Origin of the sequence: Streptomyces sp. NPDC087270 (assembly GCF_044744625.1) — a bacterium.
Lineage (GTDB): Bacteria > Actinomycetota > Actinomycetes > Streptomycetales > Streptomycetaceae > Actinacidiphila.
The window spans coordinates 560,473-584,725 of the sequence record NZ_JBIUYR010000002.1; the positions used below are offsets into that span (position 1 = coordinate 560,473).

At 70.9% G+C, this 24,253-nt stretch carries 18 protein-coding genes and 1 tRNA gene; 13 read left to right on the forward strand and 6 right to left on the reverse strand.

All coding sequences use genetic code 11. From position 1 onward, the window contains the following. The first annotated feature begins 224 nt into the window (after window positions 1-224). The 4 genes from ACIPAE_RS05840 (at window position 225) to ACIPAE_RS05855 (ending at window position 3,063) form a co-directional block, all read left to right on the forward strand. Entirely contained in the window at window positions 225-1,688 is a 1,464-nt protein-coding gene (locus ACIPAE_RS05840; RefSeq protein WP_402443324.1) for a helix-turn-helix domain-containing protein, read from the forward strand. A 10-nt stretch (window positions 1,689-1,698) separates the two neighbouring features. Continuing rightward, on the forward strand, window positions 1,699-2,316 hold the full coding sequence (gene orn, locus ACIPAE_RS05845) for an oligoribonuclease (RefSeq protein ID WP_329369238.1): 618 nt from the start codon (window positions 1,699-1,701) through the stop codon (window positions 2,314-2,316). Between the two features lie 77 nt (window positions 2,317-2,393). After that, window positions 2,394-2,466 (forward strand) — tRNA-His (locus ACIPAE_RS05850). 192 nt (window positions 2,467-2,658) lie between these two features. After that, window positions 2,659-3,063, forward strand: a complete 405-nt coding sequence (locus ACIPAE_RS05855; RefSeq protein ID WP_366410514.1) for a RidA family protein — start codon at window positions 2,659-2,661, stop codon at window positions 3,061-3,063. Between the two features lie 252 nt (window positions 3,064-3,315). Here the strand turns inward: ACIPAE_RS05855 and ACIPAE_RS05860 are convergent, their stop codons facing one another. Then, complete coding sequence (locus ACIPAE_RS05860; RefSeq protein WP_402443123.1) at window positions 3,316-6,240, reverse strand: glycoside hydrolase family 48 protein; 2,925 nt, start codon at window positions 6,238-6,240, stop codon at window positions 3,316-3,318. 471 nt (window positions 6,241-6,711) lie between these two features. Between ACIPAE_RS05860 and ACIPAE_RS05865 the strand changes: the two genes are divergently transcribed. The 4 genes from ACIPAE_RS05865 (at window position 6,712) to ACIPAE_RS05880 (ending at window position 11,994) form a co-directional block, all read left to right on the forward strand. Continuing rightward, complete coding sequence (locus tag ACIPAE_RS05865; RefSeq protein WP_402443125.1) at window positions 6,712-8,226, forward strand: cellulose binding domain-containing protein; 1,515 nt, start codon at window positions 6,712-6,714, stop codon at window positions 8,224-8,226. Between the two features lie 285 nt (window positions 8,227-8,511). After that, a complete protein-coding gene (locus ACIPAE_RS05870; protein ID WP_402443126.1) occupies window positions 8,512-10,317 on the forward strand; it encodes a discoidin domain-containing protein in 1,806 nt (601 codons plus the stop codon). Window positions 10,318-10,602: 285 nt separating this feature from the next. Continuing rightward, the gene (locus ACIPAE_RS05875) at window positions 10,603-10,968 is read left to right on the forward strand and encodes a nuclear transport factor 2 family protein (protein WP_329369227.1); all 366 of its coding nucleotides are present in this window, start codon (window positions 10,603-10,605) and stop codon (window positions 10,966-10,968) included. A 363-nt stretch (window positions 10,969-11,331) separates the two neighbouring features. Beyond that, window positions 11,332-11,994, forward strand: a complete 663-nt coding sequence (locus tag ACIPAE_RS05880) for a tetratricopeptide repeat protein (RefSeq protein WP_402443128.1) — start codon at window positions 11,332-11,334, stop codon at window positions 11,992-11,994. 237 nt (window positions 11,995-12,231) lie between these two features. On the opposite strand, the gene ACIPAE_RS05885 is transcribed toward ACIPAE_RS05880, so the two are convergent. After that, window positions 12,232-12,768, reverse strand: coding sequence for an alpha/beta hydrolase (locus tag ACIPAE_RS05885; protein WP_329369223.1), 537 nt, complete (start codon window positions 12,766-12,768; stop codon window positions 12,232-12,234). A 355-nt stretch (window positions 12,769-13,123) separates the two neighbouring features. Next, entirely contained in the window at window positions 13,124-14,221 is a 1,098-nt protein-coding gene (locus tag ACIPAE_RS05890; protein ID WP_402443326.1) for a LacI family DNA-binding transcriptional regulator, read from the reverse strand. A 364-nt stretch (window positions 14,222-14,585) separates the two neighbouring features. On the opposite strand from ACIPAE_RS05890, the gene ACIPAE_RS05895 reads away from it, so the two are divergent. The 4 genes from ACIPAE_RS05895 (at window position 14,586) to ACIPAE_RS05910 (ending at window position 19,579) form a co-directional block, all read left to right on the forward strand. Next, the gene (locus ACIPAE_RS05895) at window positions 14,586-15,920 is read left to right on the forward strand and encodes an extracellular solute-binding protein (protein WP_329369221.1); all 1,335 of its coding nucleotides are present in this window, start codon (window positions 14,586-14,588) and stop codon (window positions 15,918-15,920) included. 149 nt (window positions 15,921-16,069) lie between these two features. Next, window positions 16,070-17,077, forward strand: a complete 1,008-nt coding sequence (locus tag ACIPAE_RS05900; RefSeq protein WP_329369219.1) for a sugar ABC transporter permease — start codon at window positions 16,070-16,072, stop codon at window positions 17,075-17,077. A 2-nt stretch (window positions 17,078-17,079) separates the two neighbouring features. Beyond that, the gene (locus ACIPAE_RS05905; protein ID WP_402443131.1) at window positions 17,080-18,000 is read left to right on the forward strand and encodes a carbohydrate ABC transporter permease; all 921 of its coding nucleotides are present in this window, start codon (window positions 17,080-17,082) and stop codon (window positions 17,998-18,000) included. Window positions 18,001-18,106: 106 nt separating this feature from the next. Next, complete coding sequence (locus tag ACIPAE_RS05910; RefSeq protein ID WP_402443133.1) at window positions 18,107-19,579, forward strand: GH1 family beta-glucosidase; 1,473 nt, start codon at window positions 18,107-18,109, stop codon at window positions 19,577-19,579. 118 nt (window positions 19,580-19,697) lie between these two features. On the opposite strand, the gene ACIPAE_RS05915 is transcribed toward ACIPAE_RS05910, so the two are convergent. From ACIPAE_RS05915 to ACIPAE_RS05925, 3 genes are all read right to left on the reverse strand, one after another. Next, window positions 19,698-21,158, reverse strand: a complete 1,461-nt coding sequence (locus ACIPAE_RS05915; protein ID WP_402443135.1) for a cellulose binding domain-containing protein — start codon at window positions 21,156-21,158, stop codon at window positions 19,698-19,700. Window positions 21,159-21,316: 158 nt separating this feature from the next. After that, window positions 21,317-22,033, reverse strand: a complete 717-nt coding sequence (locus tag ACIPAE_RS05920; protein WP_329369212.1) for a class F sortase — start codon at window positions 22,031-22,033, stop codon at window positions 21,317-21,319. Window positions 22,034-22,260: 227 nt separating this feature from the next. Continuing rightward, window positions 22,261-22,659, reverse strand: a complete 399-nt coding sequence (locus ACIPAE_RS05925) for a hypothetical protein (protein WP_329369211.1) — start codon at window positions 22,657-22,659, stop codon at window positions 22,261-22,263. Between the two features lie 330 nt (window positions 22,660-22,989). On the opposite strand from ACIPAE_RS05925, the gene ACIPAE_RS05930 reads away from it, so the two are divergent. Beyond that, window positions 22,990-24,177, forward strand: coding sequence for a multicopper oxidase domain-containing protein (locus ACIPAE_RS05930; protein ID WP_366410506.1), 1,188 nt, complete (start codon window positions 22,990-22,992; stop codon window positions 24,175-24,177). Window positions 24,178-24,253 lie beyond the last annotated feature (76 nt).

Here is a 24,253-nt window from a genome sequence, read left to right on the forward strand (position 1 = left end):
CCGGCGACATGAGGCGTACTTCCCAGCGGGCCGCCTGGGTGAAACGCTTCGTGATCGAATGCTTTACGCCACGTTGCCTTGTCGACTTAGCGTCAGATGGTGAACTTGTCACTAACGCCCCACCTGACACAGTAGATTTGATCATGGGTGACTGCGCTGGACAGCGGGGGATTACGTGCAGGACCGAGGGGACGACGCGTCGATACGAGGGGGGCTTGAGCTCCATGAGCCAGGAGTCCAGTTCCGGTACGGCGGCGGACACTCCGTCGCAAGCACCATCGGCATCGCCTCGCGCCATCCGCAAGCTCTCCGCGCGCCGCCGGCCCGAGGTCGTCGCGGTGCTGCTCTTCAGCGGTGGTCCGATCTTCGAGAGTTCCATACCCCTGTCCGTCTTCGGCATCGACCGGCAGGACGCGGGCGTGCCCCGCTACCGGCTGCTGGTCTGCGCCGGCGAGGAGGGTGCGCTGCGCACCACCGGCGGGCTCGAACTGACCGCGCCCTACGGCCTTGAGGCGCTCGCCCGGGCCGGCACCGTGGTGGTGCCGACCTGGCGCTCGATATCCCAGGCCCCGCCGCCCGAGGCGCTGGACGCGATCCGTCGCGCGCACGAGGAGGGTGCCCGGATCATCGGCCTGTGCACCGGCGCCTTCGTGCTCGCCGCCGCCGGCCTGCTGGACGGCCGCCCGGCCACCACGCACTGGATGTACGCGCCGACGCTGGCCAAGCGCTATCCGTCGGTGCACGTGGACCCGCGCGAGCTGTTCGTGGACGACGGCGACGTGCTCACCTCCGCCGGGACCGCGGCCGGCATCGACCTGTGCCTGCACGTGGTGCGCACCGACCACGGCACGGACGCGGCCGCCGCGCTCGCCCGCCGGCTGGTCGTGCCGCCGCGCCGGGCGGACTGGCAGACCGGGCAGCGGCACATGGACCGGTCTTTACCAGAGGAGATCGGCGCGGACCCGCTGGCCGAGGTCGTCGCGTGGGCGCTGGAGCATCTTCACGAGCAGTTCGACGTCGAGGCGCTGGCCGCGCGCGCGTACATGAGCCGGCGCACCTTCGACCGCCGGTTCCGGTCGCTGACCGGCAGCGCGCCGTTGCAGTGGCTGATCACGCAGCGGGTGCTCCAGGCGCAGCGGCTGCTGGAGACATCGGACTACTCGGTCGACGAGGTGGCCGGGCGGTGCGGCTTCCGCTCGCCGGTGGCGCTGCGCGGGCACTTCCGGCGGCAGCTCGGCTCGTCCCCCGCGTCGTACCGCGCCGCGTACCGGGCCCGCAGGCCGCAGGACGACAGCGACCGCGCCGTGCCGCCTCCCGAGGTGCCACCTGCGCGCAGGGGCGGTCCGGGCGGCGGGTCCGCGGCCGGGGCCGGGGCCGCACACGGTCACGGCCACGGGAACGGGAACGCCCACGGGAGTGGGAGCGGGCACGGCGGCGGGCACGGCTCCGCGACCGGAGCGGGGGCCGGAGCCGGAGCCGGCGCCGGTGGCAGTCCCGGCGCCGGTCCTGGTGGCGGCTCGCAGGTGCTGGCCGCTCCGGCCAAGGGCGACCCGGACGCGTACACCACGTCCGCACGGGTCCCGGAGCAGTCCGGGCGGCCCGATCCGGCCGACGGGCCGGCCCGCGGGCGGCTGCGTGCCGGGCGCGGGCTGGGAGCCGCCCTCCCGGGACCGCGTGATCGCCCGTAGGGTGAGACACATGAACGACCGGATGGTGTGGATCGACTGTGAGATGACCGGCCTCTCGCTGGCGCATGACGCGCTGATCGAGGTGGCCGCGCTCGTCACCGACTCCGAGCTCAACGTCCTCGGCGAGGGGGTGGACATCGTGATCCGCCCGCCCGCCGAGGCGCTGGAGACCATGCCGGAGATCGTCCGGCAGATGCACACCACCTCCGGACTGCTGGAGGAACTGCCCGACGGGGTCGGCATGGCCGAGGCGGAGAAGGCCGTCCTGGACTACATCCGCGAGCATGTCGCCGAGCCGCGCAAGGCCCCGCTGTGCGGCAACTCCGTCTCCACCGACCGCGGCTTCCTCGCCCGGGACATGCCGACGCTGGAGCAGCACCTGCACTACCGCATCGTGGACGTCTCCTCGGTGAAGGAACTGGCCCGCCGCTGGTACCCGCGGGCGTACTTCAACAGCCCCGAGAAGAACGGCAACCACCGCGCGCTCGCCGACATCCGCGAGTCCATCGCCGAGCTGCGCTACTACCGCGAGGCCGTCTTCGTGCCCGCCCCCGGCCCCGACACGGACACCGCCCGCGCGATCGCCGCCAAGCACGTCCTTCCGCCGGCTCCGCACCCCGCCGGATAAGCGGGCGCGACCACCCCTCCCCACCCTGTACACTTTTCCAGGCGGCGCCACCCCGGTAGGGAAAAGCGCCGCTCATGGTGGGTGTAGCTCAGATGGTAGAGCACCTGGTTGTGGTCCAGGATGTCGCGGGTTCGAGTCCCGTCACTCACCCTCACGCGAGGCGGCCGCTGATCTGCTCCGGCAGAACAGCGGCCGCTTTCGTCTGCCCGGGCCACCGCGTCAACCGTGTCACCGGGCAGCCAGGCCGCCACGTCACCGCGCCACCACGTCACCAGGCCGGCGGGCCGGCGGGCCAGCTGGGCACCCTCACCGCGCACGGACGGGAAGCGGCATGATGATCGCGTGATCACTCGATACGAACGGCCCGAGGGCAGCGCGCCCGTCAACGGATACAGCCACGCGGTCGCCTTCACCGGCACGACCGTCGTCGTCTCGGGGCAGGTGCCCGTGGACGCGGACGGGACGCTGGTCGGCGAGGGCGACACCGAGGCGCAGGTCCGGCAGGTGTTCGCGAACCTGGCGACCGTCCTGGACGCCGCGGGCGCGGACCTCGCGGACGTCGTGAAGATCACCGTCTTCCTCACCGACATCGGCTCCGACCTGCCCGCCTTCCGCCGGGTGCGGGACGAGCACTTCGACCCGGCCCGGCTGCCCGCCAGTTCGCTGGTCCAGGTCTCGGCCCTGGTCCATCCGGCGTTCCGGGTGGAGATCGAGGCGATGGCCGTGGTCGACGGCGCGAAGGCGTAGGGCGCGGCACCCGAGACCGGCCCCCGGCACGCAGCCCCCGGCACCCGGCACACGGACACGGGCCCCGGTACCCAGGCGCCGAGCCGCAGCACACCGGCACGGGCGCGCGATACGGCGCCGGCGGCCCGCCCCCGCACTCTCGGCGAGGGGCGGGCCCCGGCGCCCGGGCCGGGGACGGGCGGCGGCGGGCCGGGAGCGGTCAGGCCGCCCGGGTCATCTCCCGCCGCCCCCGCCTCCGGGGGCCTGGTGGCGCTATTCCTCGAAGAGCAGGGCGTACGTGCCCATCGCCATCGCGATGTCCGCCTCCGCCCAGAACCGGTGGTAGGTGAAGGTCGGCACGGCCCCGCCGTTCAGGTAGTCCGCGACCTTCGACCAGTTCGGGTCGTCCTTGTAGAAGGACCGCAGCTCCAGGAAGGTGGAGCTGGAGTCGATCTTGTCGCCGTTCGGCATCGTCCCGGTCCAGCCGGACGGCACGTACACCGGGTCGGAGAACCGCGAGTAGTCCGCGCGGGTCTCCGGGGCCGCGATGCCCAGCGGGTCCTGGTAGTGGTCCCACATGCCGTCGAGCAGGGCCTTCGACTCCGCCTGGGCCGCGGTGTCACCGGACTTGGCGGCGTAGTAGGCGAGCGTCTTGGCGTAGGCCGCCGTGACGCCCAGGTCGTCGCCGTAGGACGTGACCGTCACGTGCAGGCCGGAGTTGGCGCCCGGACTGGCCGGGTTCCAGGTGTCCGGTGCGCCGGACCACGCGAGGTCGGACGGGATCTGGAAGGTGCCGTCCGCGTTCACCGTGGTCTCGGACATCGCCCAGCTCACCCACTTGGCCAGGATCGCCTTGGCCTTCGCGTCACCGGTCTGCTGGTAGTACTCCGCGACCCGCTCCATCGACCACGCCTGCATGCCGAACCACTGGTTCGACGGCGGGTCGTGGTAGACGGGCTCCCAGTCGTACGCCATCCCGTAGAAGGTGGGCGTGCCGGCCGGGGGCTGGGCGTAGGCGCCGTCCCAACTGTTCGTGGCGCCACCGGCGATGGCTCCCTCGTCGGACTGGAGCCACTGGTAGAAATCCAGCTGCCGGCCCAGGCTGGTGGTCCAGTCCTGCTTGCCGGTGGCCGACTTGGGCGCCATGTTGGCGTCGGTGGTCAACGCGTAGGCCGCCAGCGGGTTCTGGTAGCCGAAGTGCGAGGCGCCGTCGCCGATCCGCCAGGCCCAGCCGCCGCCGGAGCCGGTCGAGCCGCCCCAGGCGTAGTACCAGGACAGCAGGTAGTGCTCGCTGTCCTTGCCGGTGCCGGCCGGGCACGAGGTGGGGCTCGTGCAACCGCCGATCTTCTTGAAGTACTTGTCGAAGAACGAGTAGCGCAGGTAGTCGCCCATCTCGCCGGCCTTCGCGACGGTGGCCTTCACGTCGGCCTCCTTGCCCTGCTCCTGCGCCCAGGTGTCCGCCCAGTAGGCGGCCTGGATCGCCCGCGCGTCGGCGTCCGGCGCGTCCGTGTACTTCCACTGCGTGGCGTAGTTGGAGTCGCCGGTGAACAGGTCCAGATATCCGTTCTTGCCGCCGTACTTGAAGTCGTCGCAGGTCGGCTGGGGCACGGTCTCCCAGACCGACTCCTGCGAGCCGCGCTGGAAGGTGTTGATGTACGACGGCCCCTTCGCCGTCGGGCCCAGCTCGCAGCCGCCACCGGGCGTGTCACCGTAGCCGTAGACGTTGTCGACGTCCTCCAGCCAGTGCATGCCGTAGATGTCGTCGGTGCCGTACGCCGACTTCAGCTCACCCGCGATCGGGTCCTGACCGACCGGCACGCTGCCGTCGAGCTGCGACGGGTACTCCGAGGGCAGGTCGTGCTCCGGCGCGTAGGTCGCCGGTGAACTCGCGTTGTAGTAGCTGTTCGTGGGCTGGTCGGCGTGGGTGGGGATCATGTACTTCTCCATGGTCGCCCAGGCCGCGTTGAACTTGCTCCAGTCCTGGGTGACCTGGCCGTACATCGCCTGCAGCCAGATCATGTACGAGTACGCCTCGGAGGTCGTCTCGTGGCCGTAGTCCGGGGCCTCCACGATCAGCGTCTCCACCGAGTGGTACGGAATCCCCTCGGGTGAGAAGTAGCCGGAGGCCGGGTCGGTGATCTTGCCGTACAGCGACAGGAAGCGCGCGTCGTAGTCGCTGGTGGCGCCGATCTCCGTGGCGGTCACGCTCGCCTTGAGATAGCCGTCGGCCGTCGCGGTGAAGGTCGCCGCGCCGGTGCCGCCGCTGTCGGCCGCGAGGGTGACCTGCTGCGCGGTGCTCCAGTTCGACGGGGTGAAGGTCAGGCTCGCGCCGGACGTGACGCTCAGCCCGGTGTTGCCCGCGGAACGCGCCACCGCCACCGTGACATCGGAGGTCGGAGCGCTGGACAGCTTCACCGCGAAGCCGCCGGTGCCGCCCTGCTGGACGGAGACCTGCGCCGGGGTGGCCACGATCGACGGCCCGGCCACCACGTGCAGGCCCACCGGCGTGGACTCGGCGCTCGCGCCGAGACTGTCGTACGCCTTGGCGTACACCGAGTAGTCCCCGGCCGGAACCGACGACCAGTCCGTGGTGTAGGGCGCGGTGGTGTCGGTCCCCAGCAGCACGTCGTCGCTGTAGAACTCGACCTTGGTGATCGTCGCGCCGTCCGCGGCCACGGCGGTGGCCGCCAGCGGGATGTCGGCGCCCGCGTTGTACGTGGCGCCGGCCGCGGGGCTGGTCAGCACCGGCAGCGGCGGCTGGTGCGCGCCGCCGCAGGCCGTGCCGTTGACGGCGAACGCGGTGGGTGCCGCGTTGCTGCCCGTGTAGGTGAAATTGGCACTCGCGGTGACGCTGCCGCCGGCCGCGATTGTCTTGTTCCAGTCCAGCGACTTGACAGTCACGGTCTTGCCGGCCTGCGACCAGTCGCCGTTCCAGCCGCTCTGCAGCGTCTGGTCACCGGAGTACGCGTAGGTCAGCGTCCAGCCGTCGATCGGGGCGTCGCCGAGGTCGGTGATCTCGGCGTTGGCGGTGAAGCCGCCGCCCCAGTCGTTGGTCGTGTAGTCGACGGCGCACCGGATGTCCGCCGCGTGCGCGGCCGTACCGCCCGCCACCGTCATGGCGAGCGGCACGGCGAGCGCGGCCGTGAAGGCCGTCACCAGCCTTCTCAGCCGCTTTCTGAAAGGTTTTCCTCTGGGCATGCGAGAGGTCCTCCTCGCGGTTCGTTGTGGGGGGAACGTGGGGGGAAGTGCAACTGAACCAGTGGGAGCGCTCCCACCATCGGGGTGCCACGAAGCGCTGTCAAGAGGCCGATCGTAACGTCATGCCCATGCCGTATCACCCGTCAATTGCTCCTGAAAACCGCCCACTTCATCACGGTCGAGCCGACCGGAAACCGACCCGGCCTTTACTTCACCCCTACCGGGACGGACGGTGACCCGCTAGGGTCTCCGGCGGACCAGTGGGAGCGCGTCCATGTTCCATCCCCGTTTGCGCACCACCCGGGCCACGAGGCGGCCCGCACCGCCGGGCCCGCCCGGCGCGGGCCGCCTCGTCCGCGCCCGCCCCGGGCCCCACGCCCACCCCCACAGCACATCGGCACGTCCGGCACCTCGCACGTCCGGCATCTCGCACCATCCCCCCACCACCCCCCACACTCCCAGGAGTCGCACATGCGACGACCAACACGTACCGCGGCGCTCTCCGTCGCCGCCGTCACCACGGCGGCGGCCGCCGCCGCGCTGCTGCCCGCGCTCGGCGCCGGCGCCGCGGCCGGCGCCACCCCGGCCTGCACGGTGGCCTACTCGGTGACCAACCAGTGGGACGCCGGCTTCCAGGGCGACGTCGTGATCACCAACAACTCCGCCGCCACCACCAGTTGGCGGCTCACCTTCGACTTCCCCAGCGGCCAGCACGTCACCCAGGGCTGGAACGGCACCTGGTCGCAGGCCGGCAGCACCGTGAGCGTGGCGTCCGAGTCGTACAACGGCGTGATCCCCAGCGGCGGCAGCATCAGCGCCGGGTTCCTCGGCGACTGGTCCGGCGGCAACCCGAGCCCGACCGCGTTCACGCTCAACGGCACCACCTGCAACGAGGACGACGGCACCGCTCCCCCGACCACTCCGCCCACCACGCCCCCGACCACCCCGCCGGGCGACGGCGGCGGCGACCCGGCCCCGCCGAAACTGCACGTCTCCGGCAACGAGTTGGTGGACTCCACCGGGAAGCAGGTGGTGCTGCACGGCGTGAACCGCTCCGGCACCGAGTTCGCCTGCGCGCAGGGCAACGGCATCTTCGACGGCCCGGTCGACGACACGGCGATCGACGCGATCACCAGCTGGAAGGGCGTCAACGCGGTCCGCGTCCCGCTCAACGAGGACTGCTGGGAGGGACTTTCGTACGTGCCGGCGGAAGACGGCGGCGCCGCCTACATCGCGGCGATCACCGACTGGGTGAACCGGCTGGTCGCGCACGGCATCACGCCCATCCTCGACCTGCACTGGACGCACGGCCTGTACACCGGCAACTCGGCGGGCTGCTCGGACGTCAACGCCACCTGCCAGAAACCGATGCCGGACGCGCAGTACGCCATCCCGTTCTGGCAGAGCGTCGCGGACACCTTCAAGTCCGACACCTCGGTCGTCTTCGACCTGTTCAACGAGCCCTACCCGGACCGCGCCACCTCCACCTCGGAGCAGGCGTGGACCTGCTGGCGGGACGGCGGCACCTGCCCGGGCATCGGCTACCAGGTGGCCGGCATGCAGGACCTGGTCGACGCGGTACGCGGCACCGGCGCGCAGAACGTGATCATGCTCGGCGGCCTGGCGTACTCCAACGACGAGACCGGCTGGCTGGCCCACGAGCCGACCGACCCGACCGGCAACCTCGCCGCCTCCCTGCACGTCTACAACTTCAACTCGTGCGCCAACCAGTCCTGCTGGGACTCGCAGATCGCCCCGGTCGCCGCCCAGGTGCCGCTGGTGGCGGGCGAGATCGGTGAGAACACCTGCGCCCACGCCTTCACCGACACCTTCATGAACTGGCTGGACGCGCACCACCTGTCCTACCTGGGCTGGACCTGGAACACCTGGGACTGCTCCTCCGGCCCGTCGCTGATCTCCTCTTACGACGGAACGCCCACCGCCTACGGGCAGGGCCTCAAGGACCATCTGGCCGCGCTGGGCTGAGTTCGGCCGGTCTCCCGGCGCCCCCGGACAGGGCGGTCCCGTACACGGATGGCGTGTACGGGGCCGCCCCCTTCACGCATGTCCGGGTTGTCCGGCGATTCCCGCGTGAGCAGCGGGTTGTCCGTTCGGGACTCGAAACGGCGACAGTGCTCAACAGGCCAGTATTGAACAACTTATTGACGCCGATGTACGGGCCTTGTAAACATCACCTCGCCAGAGAGCGCTCTCTCACACGCGTCCCCCTGGCCTCCATCACGGACCCCCACCCGGTTGAGGAGATACCAAATGTCAGGCAGCACTTCGCTGTTGGTGCGGCCACGGCCCGGACGGCACGACAGATCCCGGCCGTATCTCATCCTTGCCCTCCTGCTCGCGCTGACGGCGGGCCTCGCCCTCGTCGTCACCTCGCAGTCGCCGGCCCGCGCGGCCGGCGCCCTCCTGTCGCAGGGGCGACCCGCCACCGCCTCGTCGGTCGAGAACGCGGGCACCCCGGCCTCCGCCGCCGTCGACGGCGACACCGGCACCCGCTGGTCCAGCGCCGCGGCCGATCCCCAGTGGCTCCGCGTCGACCTGGGCAGCAACCAGTCGATCAGCCAGGTGACCCTCAACTGGGAGACGGCGTACGCGAAGGCGTTCAAGATCCAGACCTCGGTCAACGGCACCGACTGGACCGACGTCTACTCCACCACCACCGGGACCGGCGGCAACCAGACCCTGTCCGTAAACGGTTCCGGCCGCTATGTCCGCATGTACGGCAGCCAGCGCGCCACCCCGTACGGCTACTCGCTCTGGGAGTTCCAGGTCTACGGCGGCGGCGGCGTCACCCCGACCGCGTGCGCCACCGACAACGCGGCGCAGGGCAGGACGGCCGCGGCGTCCTCCACCGAGAACGCGGCCTCCCCGGCCTCCGCCGCGGTCGACGGCGACACCGGCACCCGCTGGTCCAGCGCGTTCAGCGACCCGCAGTGGCTGCGGGTGGACCTCGGCGCCTCGGTGCCGCTCTGCAGCGTCGGCCTCAACTGGGAGACCGCGTACGCCACCGCGTACCAGATCCAGGTCTCGGACGACGCCACCAACTGGACCACGGTGTACTCCACCACGACCGGCACCGGCGGCATCCAGAACATCGACGTCACCGGCACCGGCCGCTACGTCCGCGTCTACACCACCGCGCGGGCCACGGCGTACGGCGTGTCGCTGTGGGAGTTCTCGGTGCACCTGGCCGCGGGCACCACCACACCCCCCACCAGCCCTCCGCCCACCGGCGGTGACGACTCCTTCTGGGGCGACACCAGCCAGATCCCGGCCGCGAACAACGTGATGGAGGTCGCGATACTCAACCGGACCAACGGTGCGTATCCCGACAGCCAGGTCTACTGGAGCTTCGACGGCCAGGAGCACTCGATCGCCGAGCAGCCGTACTTCGACATGCCGGCCAACTCCTCGGGACGGATGTACTTCTACGTCGGCTCGCCGAACAGCCAGTACAACGACTTCATCGAGTTCACGATCGGCCCGGACGTCTTCAACGGCAACACCACCCGGGTGGACGCCTGGGCGCTGCCGCTGGCCATCCGGCTGCACTCGCACACCGGTCAGGACATCCAACTCGGCGACAACCAGGACCTCTTCACCACCAGCCGCGACCAGGTCTTCCAGGAGTTCCAGGACGCCGTGCCGCAGCAGTTCAAGGTGCTGGCGCAGACCCAGGCGCCGTACCGGATCATCGCCCCGGGCAGTGACCCGAGCTTCCGGGCCGGCGGCGCCAACGAGAACTACTTCACCTCCTACGCCCAGTCGGTCGGCGTGAACGCGGCGACCTCGGACATCTTCGGCTGCGCGGGCTCGCTGGCCGGCGACCCGAGCATGTGCGCCGCGCTCAACCGGCACACCGCCACCCTCCCGGCCGACCAGCAGCAGGACCCGACGAAGTTCTACTCGGGCGACCCGGCCAACTGGTACGCCAAGTTCTGGCACGACCACGCCATCAACGGGCTGGCCTACGGCTTCCCGTACGACGACGTGGCCGGGCAGGCGGCGTACGCCTCGATGCAGAACCCGCAGTGGATGGAGGTCGCGGTCGGCTTCTAGCCCCGCGACCGGCGCGGTCCGCACGGCCCCCCACATCTTCCCCACGCCGTGCGGACCGCGCTCCCCCCGAGAACCGTTTCCCGCAGATCCCCCCACAGGAGCCGCCGGGGGCGGGCCGGGCACACGAATCCGCGTGTGCCCCGGCTCGCCCCCGGCGGTGCTTCCGCGTCCGGCCCAACCCGACTACCTATACGTGACAGATTCGCCGCCCGCTCCCGCTCCGTACCGTCGTGACCAGCGACGACACGGCACACCGGTGCCGGTCACGACACATGGGAGAACGCCATGAGCGACATCCAGCACCTGGTCGAGCAGTACATCGGCATCTGGAACGAGGCGGACCCGGCCCTGCGCACCTGGAAGATCGCCGAGGTGTTCGCCGAGAACGGCAGCTACACCGACCCGCTCGCGGACGTCACGGGCCGGGCCGCCTTCGGCGAGGTGGTCGCCGGGGCCCAGGCCCAGTTCGCGGGCCTGGTCTTCACCCTCGGCCCGGTCGACGCCCACCACAACATCGCCCGCTTCACCTGGGAGTTGGGCCCCGCGGGCGGCGAGTCGCTGGTGGTCGGCTTCGACGTGGTGTCGGTCGGCACGGACGGCCTGATCCACAGCGTCCACGGCTTCCTCGACAAGGTCCCGGCCGGCGCCTGACCCGCGTCCGACCTCAGCGGGTACCCAGATAGATCAGGAACGCGACCACCACGACGGCCACCGCGACAGCGAAGACCGCAGCACCGCCCTCCTTCCCCCCGGTCCCGCGAACGGGACCCTGGCCGGCCGAACCCCCCACGCCAGGGTCCCCGTCATACCCGCTGTGGTGAACGTGGTGGCCGTGATGCCCACCGTGATGCCCGCTGTGCCCGAAGTCGCTGTGCCCGGAGTCGCCGTGCCCGCCGCCGCCGTCCATGGGTGCCTCCCGGGAGCCGGGCCACGCGCGGACAACGCGTGACCGTGTGCGAACTACGACGGTCCGGCACCCGACTCCGGTTCCTCGCCGTCACTACGCTGGGCCGTATGGGTGATCTCATCAGCGATCGGGAACGACTCCGCCACGTCGAGCAGTTGTACGAAGCAGCGACGTTCGGTGGCGACCGGACAGCACCCGCGCGGGCCGAGCGGGTGCTCGACGGACTGGCGGCGGACCTGGCGCTCGCCCGCGGCAAAACCCTGCACGCACGCTATCTGACAGACCGAAAGGAGGTGGTCGAAGGGCAAGAAGGAGAGCTGTTCCAGCAGGCGGTGACCCTCTACCGCGCGCTCGGCGACATCCGCGGCGAAGGCGAGGCCCTCTTCTGGCTCGGCGCCTGGCACCAAGTGGTCCGGGAGGCATACGGCGAGGCGGTGCCGTGCTTCCAACGGTCCTACGACCTGGCCGAGTCGACCGGCGACCGACTCACCCAGTCATACGCCACACGCCACCTGGGGTTCGCAGCGGAGGCAGCCGGCCACCTGGACGAGGCCCGCGCACGCTTCGAACAGTCAGTCCGACTACGCGAGGACCTGGGCCTCCCCGCCGCCGCAGCCGCGGCCCAACTCGCCCTCGCCGAGTTCCTCTGGCACTCCTGCGGCGACCACGACTCGGCACAACGTCTACTGGACCAGGCCCACACAACGGCCACGCAGTGCGCCGCGGCCGGCGTTCTCCAGTGGATAGCCGACGCGCGCACCCGCATGTAGCGAAACCCCGTACCACCGCCCCACCACAAACACCCCCCCACCGAGCAGCCACCCACCCACCACAATCACCCCAACCGATTAGGAGCCCACACCACAATCACCCCCCACCGAGGAGAAGCCCACCCACCACCAGACGGCCAAGCGCCCCCACCGAGCAGCCACCCACTCACCACAAACACCCCAACCGATTAGGAGCCCACACCACAATCACCCCCACCGGGGAGAAGCCGACACCCCTCACCCAATCAACCGATCCAGCAACTCGAAGGTCTCGTAAGGCTGGTCGTAGTCCCCGAAGTGCCCGTCATCGCGCACGATCTGGGTGCCGCCCAGCCGCTCGAACATCGCGCGGCCCTGACGGTCGTCGCAACCGTACGGGTCCACGCGGGAGTTGATGAAGTACAAGTCCCGAACATGCGACCTGATCGCCGCCCAGTCGTACGCGTCCTGGAGCACCGGCTCCTCCGACTCGTTCGGCCGCGTGGCGTACCCCGCCACGAGCACCGCCTGCGCCACCTCCACCTCGATGTGCTCCAGCACCGCCAGCAGCAGCGCGGCACCACCGGAGTGCCCTACCAGCACCGTCTCCTCATCGAACCGCTGCTCGGCCAGCACCTTCGGCAGAAACGTCCCGATCGGCTCCACATTCAGCTCCGGATAGTGCGGAACCTCCACGGAGTACCCCCGCTCCGCCAACCGCCGCCCCAGCCACGGATACCAGGCCACCCCCGGGTTCGCCCCGGTCCCGTGAAACACCACCGCATTCCGCGCCATGCCCCCGCTCCCTCCTCGCCTCACACGTCAGCCCACCGTACCGGCGCCCACGACCAGAACGGCGCCCTCATCCCCCAATCCGGCGCGCCCTCAAGCCGAGCGCGCACCAACCCCGGCGCCCCGCACACCCGGACCGGAGCGGGGGCGAAGGTGGCGGGGTTCGAGACGTTCGTATATTTGTGGCGCGCGGAAGAGGGCAGCGCTACGAAATGACCCGCAGGCGCCGTAAATATGCAGTCTCGAACCCCGCCGCCGGCGCCCCCGCGACCGCAACCACCCACCGCAGCACCCCCGTTACGGACAACGGCGCCCCCGCAGCGGCGCCGCTACCCGCACCTGCACCCGCACCCACCCCTCACACGGACTCGCGCCGCACCAATTCCGTCGCGAGCACCACATGCCGCCGCACCGACTCCCGCTCCGCGATCTCCTCCAGCAGCACCCGCGCCATCGTCCGCCCCATCTCCTCCGTCGGCTGCCGCACCGACGTCAACGCCGGGTCCATATGCCGCGCGATAGCCGAATCCTCGAACCCCACCAGCGCCACATCATCCGGCACCCTCCGCCCCTCCTCCCGCAGCACCGCCCGCGCCCCGGCCGCCATCACATCCGACGCCGCGAACACCCCGTCCACATCAGGCCGCCGCGCCAGCAACTCCCGCATGGCCCGCCGCCCACCTTCCTCGGTGAAGTCCCCGGCGGCGATGAGTTCCTCGGAGGAGCCCCCGGAAGACCCGGACGACCCGGACGATCCGAACGGCCCGGAAAACCCAGGCGAAGAAGCCCCGCCCCCGCCCCCCAACCCCGCCTCGGCCACCGCCTGCCGATACCCGTCCAACCGCGACCGCGCCACATACATGTCCAGCGGCCCGGTGATCGTCGCGACCCGCCGCCGCCCCCGCTCGATGAGATGCGCGACAGCCGCCCGCGCCCCACCCACATTGTCGGCGTCCACATACGACACCGACTCCAGATCCGACCGCCGCCCGTTGAGCACCGCGGGCATGTCGAGCTGTTCCAGCAGATCCGGCAGCGGATCATCCTCGTGCACGGACACCAGCAGCACCCCGTCCACCCGATGCGCCGCCAGATACTGCGCGAAGCGCGCCCGCTCCTTCGGCGTCCGAATCAACGTCAGCAGCAACTGCATGTCCGTGTCGGCCAGTTCCGCCCCGATCCCCCGGATGATGTCCGAGAAGTACGGCTCCGCGAACAACCGCGTCTCCGGCTCGGGAATGACCAGCGCGATCGCGTCCGTACGGTTTCCGGCCAGCGCCCGGGCCGCCCGGTTCGGCACGTAACCGAGCTCGGCGATCGCCGCCTCCACCGCCGCCTTCGCCCGCTCACTGACCCGCGGTGACCCGTTGATCACCCGGGAGACCGTGCCGCGCCCCACCCCCGCGCGCACGGCGACCTCCTCAAGGGTGGGCCGTCCGCTGTGCCGCCCGTTCATGGCCACTGGAGCCTCCTGTACTCATTGCGCGCCACCTTAGCGCGAGGTCCATCCGCTGAGGCGCAGCTCGTGAGAGCGCTCCCACGTTACAAGCACCCACGCCGGCCTCCGGCGATGCCCGCGCGAGGCCATCCGTTCAAGAAGTGACCATCCGTCCGCCCCGGACACGTTCCGGCAACGAAATCGACTTCACATCTTGACACTGACCCCTCCCAGGCGTGAGTGTTCCGGCAAGCCTAGTGGGAGCGCTCCCACACAGCGCTCCCACACATTGCGCTCGACGATCGAAGATCACCCGGGGACAAGCTCCACCGCATCACCCGCACCACCGCACCGCACGACCCACCCTGACAAGGAGAGTGGAATGCGCACTTCCGGCAGAACCCGCAAGGCCGCCGTCATCGCGGTCGCGGGTCTCGCAGCCTGCGCGACCCTGATCACCGGCTGCAGCAGCAACAGCAAGGACGACAGCAAGGGGAGCTCGTCCAACGAGAAGATCACCCTGCGCATCGGTGACTACGGCGCGTTCGGCTACGACGACAAGACGGGCGCGAAGCTCTTCGCCGAGTACCACAAGCTGCACCCGAACATCACCGTCAAGGAAGACAACGTCTCCGACAGCGGCGTGTACTGGAACTCCCTGAAGCTGCACCTCAACCAGACCAGCGGCCTCGACGACATCCAGGCGATCGAGATCGGCTTCGTGGCGAACGCGACCCAGCCGCAGTACGCGAACAAGTTCGTGGACTTCAAGTCGGTCAAGGGCTTCAACGCCGGTGACTGGCTGGACTACAAGGAGAAGGAGGCCACCACCTCCGACGGCAAGATCATCGGTGTCGGCACCGACGTCGGCCCGACCGCGATCTGCTACCGCAAGGACATGTTCAAGGCGGCCGGGCTGCCGACCGACCGGAACGAGGTCGCCGCGCTGTGGGCGGGCGACTGGCAGAAGTTCGTGGACGCCGGCAAGAAGTTCCAGGCGAAGGCCCCCAAGGGCGTGGCCTTCACCGACTCCGCCGGTGGCCTGTTCAACGCGGTGCTGTCCAGCCAGACCACGCAGTACTCCGACCAGAGCGGCAAGCTGGTCTACGCCTCCAGCCCCGGTGTGCAGACCGCCTGGAACCTGTCCGCCGAAGCGGTGCAGGACGGGCTGACCGCCAAGCTCCAGCAGTTCGACACCACCTGGACCTCCGCGTTCAAGACCAACAAGTTCGCCACCGTGGCCTGCCCGAGCTGGATGATCGGCCAGGTCGCCTCGAACTCCGGTCCCGCCAACAAGGGCAACTGGGACATCGCCCAGCCGCCGCAGGCCGGCAACTGGGGCGGTTCGTTCCTCGGCGTCCCGAAGTCGGGCAAGCACCTGGCCGAGGCCGAGGCGCTGGCCCAGTGGCTGACCGCCCCGGCGCAGCAGGTCAAGGTCTTCCAGAAGTTCGGCAACATCCCGTCGACGAAGGCCGGTCTTGACGACCCGGCGGTGGCGAACACCACCAACCCGTACTTCCCGGGCACCCCGGTCGGCAAGATCTTCTCGGACACCGCGCACAACATCCAGCCGGCCCCGATCGGTCCGAACGACGGCACCGTGAAGGACATCATCACGAAGAACGGCCTGCTCGACATGGAGCAGCGCCACACGTCCAAGGACGCGGCCTGGAAGAAGGTCCAGGCCACGGTGAAGGACCAGGTCACCACGAGCTGACCGGAGTTCGGGGCCGCCCGGCAGTGACTCCCACCTGCCGGGCGGCCCGCGTCCGGCCCCCGCTCCCCCTTCTTCCCGCTCCCGCTCCGCCCGCTCCCCCGTCGACATCCGTCGACACCCGCTGATCCCCTACCGGAAGGACGCCACTCGTGGCCACCTCCGTCAGGGCGACGTCCGACGGCAGCCCCCGGTCGTCCCGGACCGACCCCAGCACGAACCGCAAGAGCGGTGACAACGGCCCGCCCGGCGGCTGGCGCGCCAAGGCGTACCGGCTGGACACCAAGGCGTCGCCGTACGCGTACATCGCCCCCTTCTTCCTCTGCTTCGCCGCGTTCGGCCTCTTCCCGCTGATCTACACCGGCTGGCTCTCCTTCCACCAGGTGGAACTCGGCACGCACGCCAACTGGGTGGGCCTGCGCAACTACACCGCGCTGTGGGACAACAGCTTCTTCTGGACCGCGCTGCGCAACACCTTCACCCTCGGGGTGATCTCCACGGTGCCGCAGCTGATGATGGCGCTCGGCCTGGCCCACCTGCTCAACTACCAGATGCGGGCGCGCGGGTTCTTCCGGGTCGCGATCCTGGCGCCGTACGCGACCTCGATCGCGGCGGCCACCCTGGTCTTCATCCAGCTCTTCAACCCCGACTACGGGATGATCAACCAGGTCCTCGACCACGTCGGGATCGGGGACGTGCAGTGGGCGTCGTCCAAGTGGCCCGCGCAGATCGCGATCTCCTCGATCGTGACGTGGCGCTGGACCGGGTACAACGCGCTGATCTACCTGGCCGCGATGCAGGCCGTGCCCGCCGACCTGTACGAGGCGGCCGCACTCGACGGTGCCTCGCGCTGGCGGCAGTTCATCAGCGTGACCATCCCGTCGATCCGGCCGACGATCTTCTTCACGATCATCGTCTCCACCATCGGCGCCACCCAGCTCTTCGGTGAGCCGCTGATGTTCGGCGGCAACGTGGGCGTCTCCGGCGGCTCCGACCACCAGTACCAGACCCTCAGCCTGTACATGTACGACAAGGGCTGGCAGGTCGGCGAGCTGGGTCAGGCGTCCGCCGTGGCCTGGGTGATGCTGCTGATCCTGCTGCTCATCGGCGCGTTCCAGCTCCTCGTCATACGCAGCAACCGCCGGAAGCTTGGGAGCTGACGATGGCACAACTCACCCAGCCGATCCCGTCAGCCGGGCCCCGGCACTCCACCACCAGCCCGCGAACCACCCGCCGCTGGCGGCGTTCGGGAAGCGCCGGCGGGCAGCAGAAGGCCGGCCCGATCGCGTATGTCCTGCTGATCCTGGCCACGTTGGTCTCGCTGTTCCCGCTGTACTGGACGGTGGTGGCGGCCTCGCGCACCGGCACCGAAGTGATCACCCCGCCGACGCCGTTGCTGCCCGGCAGCCATCTCGTCGACAACCTGAAGATCGTGTGGAACCAGGTCGACATGACCAAGGCCCTGATCAACTCCACCATCGTGGCGGGTTGCGTGGCCGTGAGCACCGTGCTGTTCGCGACCCTGGCCGGATTCGCCTTCGCCAAGCTGGAGTTCCGCGGCCGCAACGCGCTGCTGACCCTTGTGGTGGCGACGATGACCATCCCGCCGCAGCTCACCGTGATCCCGCTCTACCAGATCATCACGAAGGTGGGTTGGGTCGGGCACATCCAGTCGGTGATCCTGCCGTCGCTGGTGGCCGCGTTCGGCGTGTTCTTCATGCGGCAGTTCCTCTCCGAGGCGCTGCCGGTCGAACTGGTCGAGGCGGCGCGGGTGGACGGGGCGCACAGCCTGCGGATCATCTGGCACGTGGTGTTCCCGATCGCCCGGCCGGGGATGGCCGTGCTCGGGATGCTCGTCTTCGTCCAGTCCTGGAACGACTTCTTCTGGCCGTTCATCGCGCTGAACCAGCAGAACCCGACCGTGCAGGTCGCCCTGCAGGGGCTCGGTTCCGGCGACCACACGATCAACCAGGCCGTGGTGGTGTGCGGGGCGCTGGTCGCGACGCTGCCGCTGCTGCTGGTCTTCGCGGTCCTCGGCCGGCAGATCGTCGGCGGGATCACCGCCGGCGCGGTCAAGAACTGACGCCGCCCCGCTCCCCCTTCCCTGCCCGCACCCTCACCTCCGCGGCCCGCCCTCGGCACCCCCCACCCTCCCCCGACGACCCCTGATTCCCCTGGAGTCCCCCGTTATGACTGCTGTCCGTTCAGAGAGTCCCGAACTCTCGGCGAACCCGGCCTCGCTCCGGTTCCCCCCCGGTTTCGTCTGGGGGGCGGCCACCGCCGCCTACCAGATCGAGGGCGCCGCGGCCGAGGACGGCCGTACCCCGTCGATCTGGGACACCTTCAGCCACACCCCCGGCCGGGTCCTCAACGGGGACACGGGGGACATCGCGGCCGACCACTACCACCGGTTCCGTGACGACGTCGCGCTGATGCGGGACCTCAACCTCGGCGCCTACCGCTTCTCGATCTCCTGGTCGCGGGTGCAGCCCACCGGCCGCGGCCCCGCGGTCCAGCGCGGCCTGGACTTCTACCGCCGGCTGGTCGACGAGCTGCTCGACAAGGGCATCACCCCGGTCGCCACGCTCTACCACTGGGACCTGCCGCAGGAGTTGGAGGACATCGGCGGCTGGACGGCGCGGGAGACGCCCGAGCGGTTCGCGGAGTACGCGGCGATCATGGCGCAGGCGCTCGGCGACCGGGTGCCGTACTGGACCACGCTCAACGAGCCGTGGTGCTCGGCGTATCTCGGCTACGGCTCGGGGGTGCACGCTCCCGGCCGCACCGAGCCGGAGTCGGCGCTGAAGGCCGTGCACCACCTCAACCTCGCCCATGGCCGGGCGATCGGGGTTCTGCGTTCCGTTCTCCCCGCTACCGCGCAGACCTCGATCACCCTCAACCTGCACCAGGTGCGCGCGTACAGCCAGTCGGCCGCCGACCTGGACGCCGCCCGCCGGATCGACGCGGTCGGCAACCGGGTCTTCCTCGGCCCGATCCTCGGCGACGGCTACCCGGAGGACCTGCTCACCGACACCGGCCATCTGGTCGACTGGGACACGCTGGTCAAGCCGGGCGACCTGGCGGAGATCTCCCGCCCGATCGACCTGCTCGGCATCAACTACTACACGCCGACGCTGGTCTCCGACGGCCGGGAGAACCCCGACCTGCCGCGCAACGACGGCCACGGCGCGAGCGACTACTCGCCCTGGCCCGGCTCCGAGCACGTCGCCTTCCACCAGCCGCCCGGCGAGACCACCGCGATGCGGTGGGCAGTCGACGCGAGCGGCCTGTACGACCTGCTGATGCGCGTCCACCACGAGCACCCCGACCTGCCGATGATGGTCACCGAGAACGGTGCCGCCTTCGACGACTACATCTCGCCCGAGGGCGCCATCAATGACCCGCAGCGGATCGCGTACCTGCGCGGCCACCTCTCCGCGGTGCACCGCGCGCTGACCGACGGCGCCGACGTCCGGGGCTACTTCCTGTGGTCGCTGCTGGACAACTTCGAGTGGTCCTACGGCTACAGCAAGCGCTTCGGCGCGGTGTACGTCGACTTCGGCACCCAGCGCCGAATCCCCAAGCAGAGCGCCCACTGGTACGCCGAGGTGGCGCGCGCCAACGTCCTTCCGGACTCCCCGGAGGAGGCCGGGAGGTCCTGAGGGGACGAAGAAGGGCTCCGGTCGCCGCGAACGAGGGTGCGCGACGACCGGAGCCCGCCGCCGTCCTGCCCCGTGGGGGTGGGACAGGAGAGCGGCCGGAGCGGGATGTCCGGGGGGGTCAGCCGGTGGCGCCGCCCAGGGCCCGCGCGAACGCGCCGTCGGACTGGGTGACGGAGCTGCAGGTGGCGTCGGCGTAGCTCTGGGCGCCGCCGGGGCACTGCTTGTCGCGCGTCGCGGACCACATCGACAGCCAGGCCAGGCCCTTGGACGTGGCGAAGTCGGCGAGCGTGCTCGCGTCCGCGAGGGTGAAGGTCTCGCTGCTCACGTCGTTGACGCCGATCATCGGCGTGACGGCGACGGCGTGCCAGGCGGCGGTGTCGGAGAGCCCGAGCACGCTCTTGACCTGGGCCTGCGTGGCGGTGGCGGCATCGACGGCGTACTGCCCCATGTCGCCGCTGTAGGAGGCGCCGTAGTCCATCGCCATGATGTTGACCGCGTGCACCGCGACGCCGTTGCTCTTGGCGTTCGCCAGCAGGTCGATGCCGTCCTGGGTGAGCCCGCTCGGCATCGCGGGCAGCGTGTAGGACACCTCCAGGCCGCTGTGGCTCGCCTGGAGCTGCGCGATCGCCTGCGCCCTGCGGGTGTCGGCCGCGGTGTCGGCCAGCGCGCCGCCCTCCACGTCGAAGTCGACCTTGGTGAGCCGGTACGCGTCGACGACCTTGCCGTACGCGGCCGCGAGGTCGCTCACCGAGGAGCACGCGGAGGCCAGTTCGGTGCCGTTGGCGCCGCCGAAGGAGACGCGTACGTCGCCGCCCGCCGCGCGCACGGCGCCGATCTGGGCGGCCACCGCGTCGCTGTCGAGGTCGGTGACGCCACCCCACTTCGGGGTGCAGCCGCCGCCGGAGACGACGAAGGCGAGGTTGAACTGCTTCACCCCGTCGGCCTTCATCGCCCCCGTCAGGTCGTACGCGGGATAGAGCGAGGTGTCGACGTAGGGGGCGAACCCGCCGGAGGCCGCCGAGCCGGCACCGGTGCCCGCGGTCGGGGTCGCGGTCGCGGTCGGGCTCGCGGTCGGGGCCGCGGTGGGCGTGGCGGTCTCGGTGGGGCGGCCGGTCGGCGCGGTGGTCGGGTCGTCGTCGACCGAGCACTTCGCGCCGTTGATCGTGCAGCCGGCCGGCGCGGCGGCGGGTCCGGTGCCGCCGGGCACGTTCGCGGTGAAGCCGATGTCCGCCGTCGCGCCGGGGGCGAGCGTGCGGTTCCAGCTGTCCGGGGTGACCGTCACCGTCTGCCCGGACACGGTGTACGCGCCGTTCCACAGCGAGCCGATGGTGCTGCCGGCCGGCAGGCGGAAGGAGAGCGTCCAGCCGTCCAGCGGGCTGTCGCTCGCGTTGCTGATCTCGTACTGCCCGGTGTAGCCGGTGGTCCAGTCGCTGGTCGTGCGGTACGCCGCCGCGACCGTGGCGGCGCTCGCGGAGCCGGCGAAGGCGAACGCGCCGCCGGCGGCGGCCGCCGCCGCGGTGATCCCGCAGAGCACCTGCGTCCTGCGGCCGGGACGCCGGCGGTGGGTGGTGGCTGCCATGGCTGCCTGCCTTGTTGTACTCGGAGGTGGGGGCGGGCAGCACGCTAGCGGGCACGGATCGGACAAAAGCCCAGTTCAGGGCGGTTGATCGGGTTCTTAGGACGGGCTTAAGGAAGCGGAAGGGGCGGCTTAACGATCGGCGCCGGAGCCCTGCGCGATCACGCGTTCCCCGACGAGGTCAGGTGCGCGAAGACGACCACGTTGGACTCGTAGTCGCGCTTCTTGTGGTCGAACACGCCGCCGCAGGTGATGATCCGCAGTTGCGCGTCGGGGGTGTCGCCGTAGACCCGCTGGTCGGGGAAGTCCCCCTTGGCGAAGGTGTCGACCTCGTCGACGGTGAAGGTGGCGACGGTGCCGTCGGCGCGGGTGATGTCGATCGGGTCGCCCTTCTTGAGGTAGGAGAGCAGGTAGAAGACCGCCGGGCCGCTCGTGGTGTCCACATGGCCGGCCACGATCGCGTTGCCGCGTTCACCGGGGCTGGCGCCGCCCTGGTACCAGCCGGCGAGGTTGCGGTCGGTGTCGGGCGGCGGCTGGAGCACTCCGGTGGCGTCCATCGACAGCATGGTGAAGGGCGCGTTCACCCCGATGCTCGGGATGGAGATCTTCGTCGGCGTGGCGCGCGGCAGCGACGGTGCGGCGGTCGGCTCCATCGTCACCACCGGATCGGCCGACGGCGCCGAGGCGGCACTGGCCGCGGGCGGCGTCGGCGCCCCGACGGCGGTGTCCGCGCCGGAGGAGTCGAAGGAGCGGAAGACCAGGAACGCGCCGACCAGGGTCGCGGCGACGGCCCAGCGCAGGACCCGGGTGCCGCTGTCCCGCGCCGGCGGCGGCGCGTCCGCCGTCCTGGGGTCGCGCTGCGGCGGCTGCGTGCTCATACGGTGCTGCCTTTCTGACGACCTGCGAGATACGAGGGGCCGGGGCCGGCCACTGACCGCCAACCGGGCGAACGGCAACGGGCGGGCGGCCGGGCGCGTTGCAGGACGGCACGCACCCGGCCGCCGGAGAAGGGGCCTCCCGGGACGAGGCTCCGGGCAGTGGCCACCGCCGTACCGCGGCGGTGGCCACTGCGGTCCGGCCGGCGAGGGCCGGACGGTGGGACGGGTCAGGCGAGGGCGCCGGCCCCGGCCGTACCGCGACGGCGGCGCAGGACGTACGCGCCGGCGCCCAGGCCGCCGAGCAGCAGCACCGAACCGGCCGCCAGGCTGCTGCCGCCGGCCAGCGACATGCCGCCACCACCGGTGTGCATGCCGCCGTGCGGCTTGTGCCACTGGCCGCCGTCCGAGCCCTGGCCGGTCCAGTCCTGCGAACCGTCGCTGTCGGACGAGTGCGAGTACTTACCGGAATCCGACGCGGAGGAGGAAGAGGAGGAAGAGGACGACGACGAGCCCTGACCGCTCGGGTCGTAGATGTTGACGGCACCCGCGGCGTGAGCGGCCGGAGCGGCGAGGGCGAGGCAGGCGGTGAGTGCGGCTCCGGCCACGAGGGTGCGGGCAGTACGCATGGGGACGATTCCTTCCGCCGACGACGTGCGCCGGCTGACAACGTGTCAGCCCGACAAGCGCAGTGACGGCAAGCTCACCGTCAGCCAGCCCTGGCGGGACCGCCACCGGAGAGAGCCGCACGAGGGTGAACGCGTCCGCTCTTCGGGTGGCCGGCACCGCCACCTGCCTGTTTCGGTCACCCTCCCGGGGCGGGGCGCACAGGCGCCGCCACCGGCACCCCGCACAGTGGGAACGCGGCGGCGAGCCCGCAGGCCGCGCCCGGCGGCCCTCCTGAGTGCCCTTCAGGAACGCCGGACACCCGACCACCACCCCCGAGCGAGAGGACGTCCATGTCACCGGAGCCGGTACGTGAACCGCGCCGAGACGGCGGCCGCCGCAACCTGCTGCGTGCGCTGACCGGCGGCGGTGCGGCCGCCGCGCTGGCGATGGCCGCCGCGCCCGCCACACCCGCCGAGGCCGCCACCGGAAGCGGGACCGGCGCCGACCCCTTCGCCGCGGAAGCCTTCCGGGCCACCGCCGGCGGGCGCGTCCGCGAGTACTGGGTCCAGGCCGACTCCTTCGCGCACAACGCCGTGCCGAACGGGCGCGACGGCATGACCGGCATGACCTTCACCGCCGACCAGACGACGTATCAGGCGATCGGCTACCGCGCCTACACCCCGAACTGGGAGCAGCCGCTGCCCGCCGAATTCGGCCCGCACGGCATCGGCGCGAACAGCGGCATCCCCGGTCCCGTGCTGCGCGCCGAGGTCGGCGACGTCATCAAGGTGCACTTCCGCAACAACGACGCGCACTACAAGTGGCCGCACACCATGCACCCGCACGGCGTGCGGTACAGCCCGTCAAGTGACGGTGCCTGGATGGCAGATACGCCCGACGCGGAGGGAACCGCCGTTCCCTACCAGGGCACTTACACCTACACGTGGACCTGCGTGCCCAGCTCCGTGGGGAGTTGGCCGTACCACGACCACGCGGCGCCGCAGATCCCGCCGCGCCCCGCCACCGGGTCGGGCGGCACCGCCGATCAATCCCCGTCGCCCGCGCCCGGCTCGATGGACTCGCGCGCGCTCGTCGGCGGCGGACCGGTCATGGAGATCGGCGCGGAGCTGGGGCTCTTCGGGATGATCGCGGTCACCGACGCCCGGACCCCCGAGGTGGACCGGGAGTTCGTGCTCTTCTTCCACGACCTCGCCGCGCCCGACGCGTCCCCGCTCAAGCAGGACCTCTCGCTCTGCAACGGAGGGGCGTTCGTCGACAACGCCCCCACGTTCAGCGCGCGCAGCGGCGACCGGGTGCGGTGGCGGGTCGCCACGCTCGGCAACTCCTTCCACGTCTTCCACATCCACGGCCACCGCTGGCCCGGCCCGTCCGGCTGGACCGACGCGCAGGTGCTCGGGCCGGCCACGACCCTCACCGTCGAGTACCGCGAGGACAACCCGGGTGACTGGCTCTACCACTGCCACGTGGCCGCCCACATGATGCACGGGATGGCCGGGAGGTACCGCGTCACGCGGTGACGGGACCCCCCGGGCCGCCCGGCGCTGCCGGTTCCGGGCCCACCTGCCGGGGGTGGGCCGGTCCCGCGAGGCCCCG